Source organism: Litorivivens sp. (assembly GCF_041624475.1).
Classification (GTDB): domain Bacteria; phylum Pseudomonadota; class Gammaproteobacteria; order Pseudomonadales; family Spongiibacteraceae; genus Litorivivens.
This window is the reverse complement of sequence record NZ_JBFJUX010000004.1, coordinates 132,061-144,220: the sequence shown is the minus strand read 5'-3', so window position 1 is coordinate 144,220 and position 12,160 is coordinate 132,061. Positions and strand designations below refer to the sequence as shown.

At 57.0% G+C, this 12,160-nt stretch carries 9 protein-coding genes; 5 read left to right on the top strand and 4 right to left on the bottom strand.

What is annotated here, in order from left to right:
* Positions 1 to 108: 108 nt before the first annotated feature.
* The 3 genes from ABY734_RS07155 to tkt all read right to left on the bottom strand — a co-directional run bounded on the left by ABY734_RS07155 (position 109) and on the right by tkt (position 4,538).
* Positions 109 to 1,278 carry a phosphoglycerate kinase gene (locus tag ABY734_RS07155; protein ID WP_372778282.1) on the bottom strand — a complete coding sequence of 390 codons (1,170 nt, stop codon included), beginning with the start codon at positions 1,276 to 1,278 and terminating at the stop codon, positions 109 to 111.
* A 258-nt stretch (positions 1,279 to 1,536) separates the two neighbouring features.
* Positions 1,537 to 2,541, bottom strand: a complete 1,005-nt coding sequence (locus ABY734_RS07150) for a type I glyceraldehyde-3-phosphate dehydrogenase (protein ID WP_372778281.1) — start codon at positions 2,539 to 2,541, stop codon at positions 1,537 to 1,539.
* Complete coding sequence (tkt, locus tag ABY734_RS07145) at positions 2,538 to 4,538, bottom strand: transketolase (RefSeq protein ID WP_372778280.1); 2,001 nt, start codon at positions 4,536 to 4,538, stop codon at positions 2,538 to 2,540. Before tkt ends, ABY734_RS07150 begins: the two co-directional genes overlap by 4 nt.
* A gap of 191 nt (positions 4,539 to 4,729) precedes the next feature.
* Here tkt and ABY734_RS07140 point away from each other — a divergent pair, with 191 nt between their 5' ends.
* From ABY734_RS07140 to metF, 4 genes are all read left to right on the top strand, one after another.
* Positions 4,730 to 5,713, top strand: coding sequence for an ArsR/SmtB family transcription factor (locus ABY734_RS07140; protein WP_372778279.1), 984 nt, complete (start codon positions 4,730 to 4,732; stop codon positions 5,711 to 5,713).
* Positions 5,714 to 5,769: 56 nt separating this feature from the next.
* Positions 5,770 to 6,978, top strand: a complete 1,209-nt coding sequence (gene metK, locus ABY734_RS07135; protein ID WP_372778278.1) for a methionine adenosyltransferase — start codon at positions 5,770 to 5,772, stop codon at positions 6,976 to 6,978.
* Positions 6,979 to 7,080: 102 nt separating this feature from the next.
* Complete coding sequence (ahcY, locus tag ABY734_RS07130) at positions 7,081 to 8,472, top strand: adenosylhomocysteinase (RefSeq protein WP_372778277.1); 1,392 nt, start codon at positions 7,081 to 7,083, stop codon at positions 8,470 to 8,472.
* A gap of 71 nt (positions 8,473 to 8,543) precedes the next feature.
* Complete coding sequence (gene metF, locus ABY734_RS07125; protein ID WP_372778276.1) at positions 8,544 to 9,368, top strand: methylenetetrahydrofolate reductase [NAD(P)H]; 825 nt, start codon at positions 8,544 to 8,546, stop codon at positions 9,366 to 9,368.
* A gap of 33 nt (positions 9,369 to 9,401) precedes the next feature.
* Here metF and ABY734_RS07120 read toward each other — a convergent pair whose 3' ends face one another.
* On the bottom strand, positions 9,402 to 10,814 hold the full coding sequence (locus tag ABY734_RS07120) for an FAD-binding oxidoreductase (protein ID WP_372778275.1): 1,413 nt from the start codon (positions 10,812 to 10,814) through the stop codon (positions 9,402 to 9,404).
* Between the two features lie 114 nt (positions 10,815 to 10,928).
* Here ABY734_RS07120 and serA point away from each other — a divergent pair, with 114 nt between their 5' ends.
* Positions 10,929 to 12,155 (top strand): phosphoglycerate dehydrogenase, encoded by a 1,227-nt coding sequence (serA, locus tag ABY734_RS07115; RefSeq protein ID WP_372778274.1) that lies wholly within the window; start codon positions 10,929 to 10,931, stop codon positions 12,153 to 12,155.
* Positions 12,156 to 12,160: the final 5 nt, after the last annotated feature.

The window sequence follows — 12,160 nt, the reverse complement described above, 5'->3', positions numbered from 1 at the left end:
AACGCGGGCGCGGCTTCCCTCACCCTGTCCCTCTCCCAAAGGGAGAGGGGACCTCATAGCTTGCTCCGTGCGCACCCTCTCCCTTTGGGAGAGGGTCGGGGTGAGGGCCTAACCCTTCGCCCGCTCTTCCAGTATCGCCACCGCCGGCAAAACCTTGCCTTCCACATACTCAAGGAAGGCACCACCACCGGTGGAGATATAAGACACTTTGTCGGCAATACCAAACTTGTCGATGGCCGCCAGGGTATCGCCACCACCGGCAATCGAGAATGCGTCGGATTCTGCAATCGCCTCGGCTATGGCTTCTGTGCCATCGGCAAACTGGTCAAATTCAAACACACCCACCGGGCCGTTCCAGATAATGGTACCAGCCTGCTTGAGAATTTCTGCCAGACAGGCTGAAGACACCGGGCCGATATCAAAAATCATATCATCGTCACCCACATTGTAAGCGGGGCGCAGAGTGGCGGGCTCGTTTTCGTCAAACTTCTTGCCGGTAATCACATCGGTGGGAATCGGAATATCGCACTTTTCCATCAGCTTCTTCGCCGCGGGAATCAGGTCGTGTTCACACAGGGATTTGCCGACGTTAGTCCCCGCCGCGGCGAGAAAGGTGTTGGCAATTCCACCGCCGACGACCAGCTGGTCAACTTTATCAGACAGGGCGTCGAGCACTTCCAGTTTGGTGGAAACTTTGGAACCACCAACGATGGCGACCATTGGCCGCGCTGGTTCTTTCAGCGCCTTTTCCAGATTTTCCAGTTCATTGACCAGCAGCGGGCCAGCACAGGCCACCGGTGCAAAGCGCGCAACACCGTGGGTTGAGGCCTGGGCGCGATGGGCGGTACCAAAGGCGTCCATGACAAATACGTCGCACAGTGACGCGTACGCTTCGGCAAGTTCTTCCGCGTCTTTTTTCTCGCCCTTGTTGAAGCGCACGTTTTCCAGCAGCACCAGCTGACCGGCATCGACACTGATATTGTCCTGCCAGTTCTGAATCACTTCCACGTCGCGCTCGAGCAACTCAGCCAAACGCTTGGCTACCGGCTTAAGCGAAAAAGCTTCATCGTACTCGCCTTCGGTCGGCCTTCCGAGATGCGACATCACCAGTACCTTGGCGCCCTGCTCCAGTGCGAGCTTCAGGGTCGGCAGGGCCGCACGAATCCGCGCATCGGAAGTCACGACACCGTCCTTTATGGGGACATTGAGATCTTCACGGATCAAAACCCGTTTGCCGGCCAGATCCAGATCACTCATTTTCAGTACTGAAAGGGTCATTCCTTTTACGTTCCTCTAAGTAAAACTCTACAAATACTCTCCCCCTCTCCCGAGGGAGAGGGGGCCGGGGGGTGAGGGCCAACGCAATATTCAGTGCCTAAGGAGCCTGCTTCTAAAGCCGCCCTTAAAGCCCCCTCACCCTGCCCCTCTCCCGAGGGAGAGGGGATCTACAAGCCAATCTCGTGCGTCGTCCGACAGCCAATGCTCCGCATCATCTCCGTAAACTACACGCAACTATTCACAAATCCGGGTATCCCACTACGCCGGGCGTCCGATCCAGGCGTCAACCACATCCAACATCCGGTTGGCATAGCCCCATTCGTTATCAAACCACACCAATACATTGACCAGCTGGCCGCTGACCCGGGTCTGCCCCGCATCCACAATGCCGGAGCGGGGGTCGTGATTGAAATCACAGCTGGCCAGAGGCTCATTGCTGACCCCCAAAAGCCCGCGCAGAGGCCCCTCAGAGGCGGCCAGCAGGGCGCGATTCACCCCGTCCACCGTTGCCAGTTCGCGACAGTGTACGGTCATTTCCATCGCCGAGACATTGTGGGTGGGGATGCGCAGGGCGCGGGAAGCGAACTTCCCATCCAGCGCCGGCAGAATACGACCGATACCCGCAGCGAGGCCGGTATCCACCGGGATCATCGACAGGCCGGCGGCGCGGGTCTTGCGCAAGTCCGTATGGTGATAGGCATCCAGCACCGGCTGATCATTCATGGCCGAATGGATGGTGGTAATGGTGCCGGACTCAATGCCAAAGGCGCGATCCAGCACATCGATAACCGGCACAATGCCGTTGGTGGTGCAGGAAGCGGCAGAAGCAATATGGGTTTCTGCGTCCAGCTCACCGTCATTGACACCAAATACTATAGCCGGAATATCCGCCTGTCCGGGCTGCGACAGCAGGGTATAGTTGGCCCCCTGCTCCAGATGGGCACTTACGGCGTCGCGGCTGTCATAATGGCCGGTACACTCCAGCACCAGATCCACCCCCGCCCAATGCACATCCTCCAGCGCTTTGTGATGGGTCACCGCAATGCGATCACCTTCCACCACCAGCGAACTGTCCGCCGCCGATACCTTGCCCGGAAAGCGACCGTGGGTACTGTCGTACTTGGTCAGGTGAACAATCGTCGCCAGATCCGCAGGTTCATTAATAGCCACAATTTGCATCTGGCGGCGATAGTCGGATTCATACAGGGCGCGCAGTACACAACGCCCGATGCGACCATAGCCATTGATCGCCAGTCTGATCATTCTGGCAGGCAGTCCTCAACCGCCGCCACCACGGCGTCAGCCGTGATATCGAAGTACTCGAACAACTGGCCGGCCGGGGCTGACTCGCCAAAGCTGGTCATACCGACAATACGGCCATCGAGACCGACATATTTGTACCAGTAGTCCACATGGGCCGCTTCAACCGCAACCCGCGCCAGAATGTGGCTGGGCAATACCGACTCGCGATAGGCGGCATCCTGCTTTTCAAACACATCAGTGGAGGGCATGGAGACCACACGGACTTTTTTGCCCGTCTCGCTCAGTTTGGCTTTAGCCTCCATGGCTACCTGCACCTCGGAACCGGTCGCAATCAAAATCGCTTCCGGTTCGCCGTCGCAGTCACTCAGCACATAGCCGCCCTTGGCGATATTGGCAACCTGCTCAGCACTGCGCTCTTGCGGAACCAGTCCCTGGCGGGTCAGTGCCAGTGAGGTCGGGCCGTCATTGCGGCTCAGCGCAGCGCGCCAGGCGGCCACGGTTTCGGTGACATCACAGGGGCGCCACACACTCATGTTCGGAATGATACGCAATGAGGGCACATGCTCGACCGGCTGGTGGGTCGGGCCATCTTCCCCCAGACCGATGGAGTCGTGGGTCAGCACAAAAATACTGCGCTGTTTCATAATGGCCGCCATGCGCAGGGCGTTGCGGGCGTAGTCCGAGAACACTAGGAAGGTGCCGCCGTAGGGGATAAAACCGCCGTGCAGGGCCACACCGTTCATGATGGCCGCCATGCCGAATTCACGCACACCGTAGGAAATATAGTTGGCACCGGGCTCGCTGGGCGACATCAGGGTACAGCCCTGCCACCAGGTGTTGTTGGAGCCGGTCAGGTCAGCAGAACCGCCCAGCAGTTCAGGCATAAAGGGGCCAAAACCGTTGAGGGCTTTTTCAGAAGCTTTGCGGGTGGCAATTTTTTCCATCGCCGCCTGGGCCTCTTCTACCAGCGCCTGGGCGCGACTATCAAACTCAGCGGGCAAGTCGCCGGCCATACGGCGCTCAAACTCGGCGGCAAGCTCCGGATGGGCGGCGCGATAGGCCTCCAGAGTCTTGTTCCATTCGGCTTCAAGCTCTTCCCCGCGCGCTTTGGCATCCCAATCGCTGTAAATGTCAGCCGGCACTTCAAAGGGGCCGTGGTTCCAGCCAAGATGCTCGCGAGCGGCCGCAATTTCATCACCGCCCAGCGGCGCGCCGTGTACATCGTGACCACCTTGCTTGTTCGGAGCACCGAAGCCTATAACCGTGCGGGCGCAGATCAGGCTGGGTTTATCCGTCACGCTGCGCGCTTCTTCAATAGCCTTCTTTACTGCATCAGCATCGTGGCCGTCGACATCGCGCACCACATGCCAGCCGTAAGCTTCAAACCGGGCCGGGGTGTCATCGGTAAACCAGCCTTCCACATCACCGTCGATGGAAATGCCATTGTCATCGTAAATGGCAACCAGCTTGCCCAAACCCAGGGTGCCGGCCAGCGAACAGGCCTCGTGGGAAATCCCTTCCATCAGGCAGCCATCACCGAGGAAGACATAGGTGTGGTGATCCACAAGCGCGTGCCCTTCGCGGTTGAATTGAGCACCCAATACTTTTTCTGCCAGCGCAAAACCCACCGCGTTGGTAAGACCCTGACCCAGCGGGCCGGTCGTGGTTTCGACGCCCGGCGCGTAGCCATACTCGGGATGACCCGGGGTGCGCGCATGCAGCTGACGGAAGTTTTTTAGATCCTCAATACCCAGATCGTAGCCGGTCAAATGCAGCAGTGAATACAGCAGCATGGAACCATGGCCGTTGGACAGAATAAATCGGTCGCGGTCGGCCCACTGGGGGTTGGCCGGGTTGTGTTTGAGGAAATCACGCCACAGAACTTCGGCAATATCGGCCATACCCATTGGTGCGCCGGGGTGGCCGGAATTAGCCTGTTGAACAGCATCCATACTCAGTACACGTATGGCATTGGCGAGGTCGCGGCGAGAGGGCATTGAGGGCTCCTGTGGGAATATTGTGCGTTTGCCGGGAAAAAAGAGGCGCTATTTTCCCCTACTCGGGCCAAGACAGCAAATCGGGTTCAGGCCAGAGCTGATGGGGCCTGCGGCAACCCCTTAAAACCATCAAAGATTTCTTATATAAAAATATTTTTATATTTGGTTAAGGACTGCTAAACTGCCGACCCATGACTGAATCCGCCCTGCAATTGCGCAGCGGGAACGATACCCGCGACACCCTGGTAGCCCTGCTGAAAGCAGCGGCGGACCAGCTGCGCCTGTCTGTTTTGCGGATCCTGCGGCGCGACACCTTCAGCGTGCAGGAACTCAGCCAGATTCTGGACGTGAGCCAGCCCGGCATGAGTCATCACCTGAAAATACTGGCAAACGCCGGGCTGGTCAGCACTCGCCGCGAAGGCAGCACCATTTTCTATCGCCGCTCCCACACCGCGCGAGAGGCTGAACTGGCCGAGCTACAGGAAGCCATTCTGGCCAGCGCCGACCTGCTGACGCTGGATGCCAACGCTGAACGGCAGCTGGCACTTATTAATGAAGCGCGCGCAGAAAACTCCCGCGCCTTCTTTGAAGAGCACGCCGGTGAATTTCGCCGTCAGCAGGAGCAGGTTGTCGATTACGGCCTGTATGGCCCAGCCAGCGCCGAGTTACTGGCAAGCACCCAGCCTGGCGGAGAACTGGCGGTCGAAGTCGGCCCCGGCGAAGGCGGCTTTCTGCCCGAACTGGCCCGGCGCTACGCGCGCGTAATCGCCCTGGATAACGCCAGCGCCATGCTCGACAAATCGCGCGAGGCAGCTGCAGCGCAAGGGCTGGGCAATATCGATTTTATTCTGGCGGACACCGCCAGTACTGAGATTACCGAGAACAGTGTCGACTGCGCTGTAATCAATATGGTGCTCCACCACGTGCCCTCACCCGGCGATATCGTGGCCGACGCCGCGCGCTGGCTGAAACCCGGCGGCGTACTCAGTATTACCGACCTCTGCCCCCACAACCAAATCTGGGCTAAAGAGGCCTGCGGTGATTTGTGGCTCGGGATAGACCCCGACGAATTAACGGACTGGGCCAATGCGTCCGGTCTGACGGAGGGGCCAGCCGTATTTCTGGCCCAGAAGAACGGTTTTCGGGTGCAGCTCAGACAGTTTCTGAAGCCCTGATTCTTTTAATGAAGCAACGTTTTAATCAATAAGTAGCGTTAACAAGAGGAAGACCTATGTCCGAATACGCACTGTTTACTTCAGAGTCTGTTTCTGAAGGCCACCCCGACAAAATGGCGGATCAGATTTCCGACGCCGTACTGGATGCCATTATCGCCCGCGACAAACACGCCCGCGTGGCGGTAGAAACACTGGTAAAAACCGGCATGGCTGTCGTCGCCGGTGAGGTCACCACCTCCTGCTACGTGGACTTGGAAGACATTATTCGCGACGTGATCAGCGGCATCGGCTACAACAGCTCTGACGTCGGTTTCGACGGCGCCAGCTGTGCGGTACTGAACGCCATCGGCAAACAGTCTGTCGACATCAACCAGGGTGTTGACCGCGCCAAGCCCGAAGATCAGGGCGCTGGCGACCAGGGCCTGATGTTTGGTTACGCCACCAACGAAACCGATGTGCTGATGCCCGCACCGCTGTTCTACTCTCACCGTCTGGTTGAGCGTCAGGCCTACCTGCGCAAAAACGGCGTATTGCCCTGGCTGCGCCCGGATGCCAAGAGCCAGGTAACCCTGCGCTACGAAAACGGCAAGCCCGTCGCGATTGACGCCGTGGTTCTCTCTACGCAGCACAACCCGGAAATCAGCCAGAGCGATCTGCGTGAAGCCGTGCGCGAAGAAATCGTCAAGCATGTACTGCCTGCGGAGCTGCTGCACGCCGACACCCAATACCACATCAACCCGACCGGCAACTTTGTTATCGGTGGCCCCGTGGGTGACTGTGGCGTTACCGGCCGTAAAATCATCGTAGACACCTACGGTGGTATGGCCCGTCACGGTGGCGGTGCTTTTTCTGGCAAAGACCCTTCAAAAGTTGACCGCAGCGCCGCTTATGCGGGTCGTTATGTAGCGAAAAATATCGTCGCTGCCGGTCTGGCTGATCGCTGTGAGATTCAGGTGTCCTACGCTATTGGTGTAGCCGAGCCGACCTCTGTATCCATTAACACCTTTGGTACTGGCAAGGTCAGCGAAGAAAAACTGGCGGCGGCTGTGCGCGAAGTCTTTGACCTGCGCCCCTACGGCATCACGAAAATGCTCGACCTGCTGCACCCGATGTATCAACCCACTGCCGCCTACGGCCACTTCGGTCGCGAGCCCTATGAGCACACCTACACCTTCACCGAAAACGGTAAAGAGCGCTCAGAGACTGCAACGGCATTCAGCTGGGAAAAAACAGACAAGGCGGAAGCACTGAAAGCCGCACTTTAACCAACACTCCCTCTCCCCTGGGAGAAGGTCGAGGTGAGGGCAACCCACCTCCGCTCCTCCTTCAGGGGGAGAGCGAAAGCAACCGACAATGAGGAAACGAACATGACTGCCACAGCAGCACAAAGCAACTTCACCGACTATAAAGTCGCCGATATTTCCCTGGCCGAATGGGGCCGTAAGGAAATTGAAATCGCAGAAACGGAAATGCCTGCCCTGATGGGTTTGCGTGAAAAATACAAAGCAGACCAACCGCTGGCCGGCGCCAAGATCATGGGCTGCATTCACATGACAATTCAGACCGCCGTACTGATCGAAACCCTGATCGAGCTGGGCGCCGAAGTGCGCTGGTCTTCCTGCAACATCTTCTCTACACAGGATCACGCTGCTGCCGCTATCGCCGCTGCAGGCATTCCCGTGTTCGCATGGAAAGGCGAAACCGAAGAAGAGTTCTGGTGGTGCATTGAGCAAACCATTCTGCAAGGCGACAAAGAATGGGATGCCAACATGATTCTGGACGACGGCGGCGACCTGACCCAGATCCTGCACGAAAAATACCCGCACATGCTGGACAAGATTCACGGTATTTCTGAAGAAACCACGACAGGCGTTCACCGTCTGCTGGAAATGCTGGAAGAAGGTTCACTCAAGGTTCCTGCTATCAACGTTAACGATGCCGTGACCAAGTCCAAGAATGACAACAAGTACGGCTGTCGCCACAGCCTGAACGATGCCATCAAGCGCGGTACCGACCACCTGCTGTCCGGCAAAAAAGCGCTGGTTATTGGCTACGGTGATGTTGGCAAAGGCTCCGCCGCCTCTCTGCGCCAGGAAGGCATGATCGTTAAAGTCACCGAGATCGATCCGATCTGTGCCATGCAAGCCTGCATGGACGGGTATGAAGTGGTATCGCCCTACATCGACGGCATCAACGACGGCACTGAAGCCTCCATCAACAAAGAGCTGCTGCAAACAACCGACCTGGTGGTCACCACCACCGGTAACGTTAACGTCTGCGATGCCAACATGCTCAAGAACCTGAAAAACGGTTGTGTGGTCAGCAATATCGGTCACTTCGACAGCGAAATCGACACGGCTTACATGCGCAAAAACTGGACCTGGGAAGAAGTTAAGCCACAGGTTCACAAGATCATCCGTACTGCAGACAAAAAGGATTACCTCATCCTCTTGTCTGAAGGTCGACTGGTAAACCTCGGCAATGCAACAGGCCACCCCTCGCGCATCATGGACGGCTCCTTTGCCAACCAGGTACTGGCTCAGATCTACCTGTGGGAACGCAAGTTCGCCGATCTGCCCGCTGCCGAGAAGCAAGCCAACCTCTACGTTAAAGTTCTGCCGAAGAAACTGGACGAAGAAGTAGCGGCCGAAATGGTACGCGGTTTTGGTGGTGTCATTACCCGAATGACTGAAGACCAGGCCAAGTACATCAAAATTCCGGTTGACGGCCCGTTCAAGCCCGAGAGCTACAAGTACTAAACCTCTCGCCTTCAGGCCGGTTCCCGCCAACGCGGGAGCCGGCCCAAAAGCGACACACTGAAAACGAAAATATGACTAAACGCTACAGTTTCGAATTTTTCCCGCCGAAGACCGATGTCGGCCGGGAAAAACTGCAGACCGTTCGCGCCGAACTGAACAAACTCGGGCCCGAGTTTTTTTCAGTGACCTATGGCGCTGGCGGCTCTACCCGTGACAACACTGTCGGTATTGTCAAAGCCATGAAGGCCGAAGGCCTGTCCGTGGCACCGCACCTGTCCTTTGGCGGAGACGACGAAGGCTCCATGCTTGAGTTGATCAACGGCTACAAGGACGCAGGCATTGATCGTATTGTCGCTCTGCGCGGCGATTTACCTTCCGGCATGGGTGCAACCCGACTGGTCTACGCCAAAGAGCTGGTGGAATTTATCCGCAAACACACTGGCGATCATTTTCATTTGGAAGTGGCGGCCTACCCGGAAATTCATCCGGATGCCAAAAGCTATCAGGCAGATATCGATTTCCTGAAGGCCAAACTGGACGCCGGCGCCAACAGCGCGATTACCCAGTATTTTTACAGTATCGACGCCTGGCACTACTTTATGGATCACTGCCAAAAGGCCGGCATCGACAAGCCGATTTACCCCGGCATTATGCCCATCACCAACTTCGCCAACCTTGCGCGCTTCTCCCGCAATTGCGGCGCCGAGCTGCCGCGCTGGATGACCCAGAAGTTCGAAAGCTATGGGGATGATATTGAGTCAAGTCGAGAGTTTGGTATTGAAGTCGTTACCCGGCTCAGCGAGCAATTACTTGAGGCCGGCGCACCTGGTTTGCATTTCTACACGATGAATACCGTAGACCCGACACGCCAGATCTGGCAAAACCTCAAGCTGTAAATCGTTGGCGCGCCCAGTGGGCGCGCCAACGATCTAGTCGAAAACTTTCCCCGGATTCATCACCCCTTTCGGATCAAAAACCTGCTTGATCGCCTTCATCGCCGCTATCTCAGCGGCACTGCGGGTGTATTTCAGGTAGGGCTTTTTGAGCAGACCCACACCGTGCTCGGCAGAAACACTGCCTCCAAAGCGCTCGACGATATCAAACACCTCCAGACTCACTTCGCTGCACTGCTCGAAGAAAGTGGTTTTATCGAGGCTATCGGGCTTAAGGATATTCAGGTGCACATTGCCGTCACCAATATGCCCAAACCAGATAATCTCGAAATCCGGGTAGCGGGCGTTAACCACACTTTCCACCGATTCGAGAAACTGGGGCACCTTGGAAATCACGGTGGAGATGTCATTCTTGTAAGGCGTCCAGCGAGAGATGGTTTCGGAGATATCTTCGCGCAGCCGCCACAGGTTTTTCAGCTGTTCCAGTGACTGGCTCATGACGCCGTCGACCACCCAACCCTGCTCCACCGCCTCTTCAAACAGGGCCATGGCCTGCTCTTCCACCTGATCGTTCAGGCGTTCGAATTCCAGCAGGCAATAAAACGGGGTAGCACTTTCAAAGGGGCGAGCCAGTCCCTGATGCTCAACCACCTTCTGCAAGGCCTGCTCGGAGAAGAACTCAAAAGCGGTAAGGTCGATGCCTGACTGAAAACGGCTGAACACCTTCATAAGGGCGTCAAAATCGGGCACACCCAATACCAGCGCGGTCAGATCAGTCGGCTGACGGGTCAGCTGAATGGTCGCTTCCACCACCACACCCAGAGTACCTTCCGCACCGATAAAGAGCTGACGCAGATCGTAACCGGCATTGTTTTTCAGCAGGCCCTTGTTCAGTTCCAGCAGCTCACCAGTGCCGGTCACGACCTTGAGGCCCGCCACCCAGTCGCGGGTCATACCGTAGCGAATTACCTTGATACCCCCGGCATTGGTCGAGATATTACCGCCAATCTGAGAAGAACCCGCCGAGGCGAAATCCACCGGGTAAAACAACCCCTGCTCTTCGGCATAGTGCTGCAGCTGCTCGGTAATCACCCCGGCCTCACACACAACCGTGCGATCGATCGGGTCAAAGCCGCTGATGGCGTTCATGTAGTCCAGCGCCAGCACCACTTCGCCATTGGCAGCCACTGCGCCGCCGCTGAGGCCGGTTCGGCCACCGCTGGGGACGATGCCAAAATCCAGATCATTTGCCCGGCGAATTACCGCCTTAACCTGTTCAATCGAGCGCGGAAAAACAATCGCCACTGGCGCCGGATCGACCGCACGGGTCCAATCACGGCCATAGGTCTCAAAATCCTCTTCCGAAACCCGAACATTGGCCTCACCAACAATCTCTTGTAGCTGGGAAACAATAACCTCGGCGCTCTCGCGGGACGCGGCTGAATTCATGGAGCTTATTACCTCAATAACAGGGTTCTAAAAGGGCTTGAAATGGGCGATTCCGAAAGGGCGCTTATGGTACCATACGCGCCTTTTCCTGTACCGCTGGACACACCAAGACCCATGGCAAAGAAATCTCTCGACAAGGCCAAGATCAAGTTCCTGCTGCTGGAGGGCGTTCACCAGTCCGCTGTCTCCCTGCTTGAGAACGCCGGTTACACCAATATCGAGTACCACAAGAAGGCCCTCGAAGGCGACGAACTGCTGGAAAGCATCAAGGATGCGCACTTTGTTGGCATCCGCTCGCGCACCCAGCTAACCCGCGAGGTACTGGAAAACGCACCAAAGTTGAACGCTATCGGCTGCTTCTGCATCGGCACCAATCAGGTAGATCTGATGGCCGCACTGGAGCGGGGCGTGGCGGTATTCAACGCGCCCTACTCCAACACCCGCTCGGTGGCCGAGCTGGTTCTGGCTGAAGCCATTCTCCTCCTGCGCGGCGTGGCAGAGAAGAGTGCTGCCGCCCATCGCGGCGAGTGGATGAAGTCGGCGACCGATTCCTTTGAGATTCGCGGCAAGAAGCTGGGCATTGTCGGTTACGGCTCTATCGGCATGCAGCTTTCGGTACTGGCCGAAGGTTTGGGTATGGAAGTGATGTTTGCCGATACGGTTAACAAGCTGCCGCTGGGTAATGCCACCCAGGTCAGCCTGAGCCAGCTGCTGAGCACGGCGGACATTGTCAGCCTGCATGTGCCGGAAACCGCCTCAACCAAAAACATGATCGGCGCCAAGCAATTCGAGCAAATGAAAAAAGGCTCCATTCTGATTAATGCCTCGCGCGGCACCGTCGTAGATATCGATGCCCTTTGTGATGCCCTGCGCCAGAAACGCCTGCTGGGCGCGGCTATCGATGTGTTCCCTGTAGAACCCAAGAGTAACAACGACGAATTTATCTCGCCGCTGCGCGAATTCGACAATGTCTTCCTGACCCCCCATATCGGTGGCTCCACTATCGAAGCCCAGGAAAACATCGGCATGGAAGTAGCGGAAAAGCTGGTGAAGTACTCAGACAACGGCACCACCGTCACGTCGGTGAACTTCCCGGAAGTGGCGCTGCCCGCTCAGGATGGCCGCCACCGCCTGTTGCACGTCCACAAAAACGTGCCCGGTGTAATGAGCGCCATCAACCAGATCTTCTCGGAAAACGATATCAACATCTCCGGCCAGTACCTGCAGACCAATGAGTCTGTCGGCTATGTGGTGATTGATGTCGATCAGGCCTACAGCGAACTGGCCCTGAGCAAACTCAAGGAAGTGACCGGCACCCTGCGCTGCCGCGTACTGTTTTAAGTTAT

What these genes read in the sequence shown, in the direction of transcription:
- ahcY (WP_372778277.1), top strand. Translation starts at nt 7,081, where the DNA reads ATGACTGCCACAGCAGCACAAAGCAACTTCACCGACTATAAAGTCGCC.
- metF (WP_372778276.1), top strand. Translation starts at nt 8,544, where the DNA reads ATGACTAAACGCTACAGTTTCGAATTTTTCCCGCCGAAGACCGATGTC.
- metK (WP_372778278.1), top strand. Translation starts at nt 5,770, where the DNA reads ATGTCCGAATACGCACTGTTTACTTCAGAGTCTGTTTCTGAAGGCCAC.
- ABY734_RS07120 (WP_372778275.1), bottom strand. Translation starts at nt 10,814, where the DNA reads ATGAATTCAGCCGCGTCCCGCGAGAGCGCCGAGGTTATTGTTTCCCAG.
- ABY734_RS07150 (WP_372778281.1), bottom strand. Translation starts at nt 2,541, where the DNA reads ATGATCAGACTGGCGATCAATGGCTATGGTCGCATCGGGCGTTGTGTA.
- tkt (WP_372778280.1), bottom strand. Translation starts at nt 4,538, where the DNA reads ATGCCCTCTCGCCGCGACCTCGCCAATGCCATACGTGTACTGAGTATG.
- ABY734_RS07155 (WP_372778282.1), bottom strand. Translation starts at nt 1,278, where the DNA reads ATGACCCTTTCAGTACTGAAAATGAGTGATCTGGATCTGGCCGGCAAA.
- ABY734_RS07140 (WP_372778279.1), top strand. Translation starts at nt 4,730, where the DNA reads ATGACTGAATCCGCCCTGCAATTGCGCAGCGGGAACGATACCCGCGAC.
- serA (WP_372778274.1), top strand. Translation starts at nt 10,929, where the DNA reads ATGGCAAAGAAATCTCTCGACAAGGCCAAGATCAAGTTCCTGCTGCTG.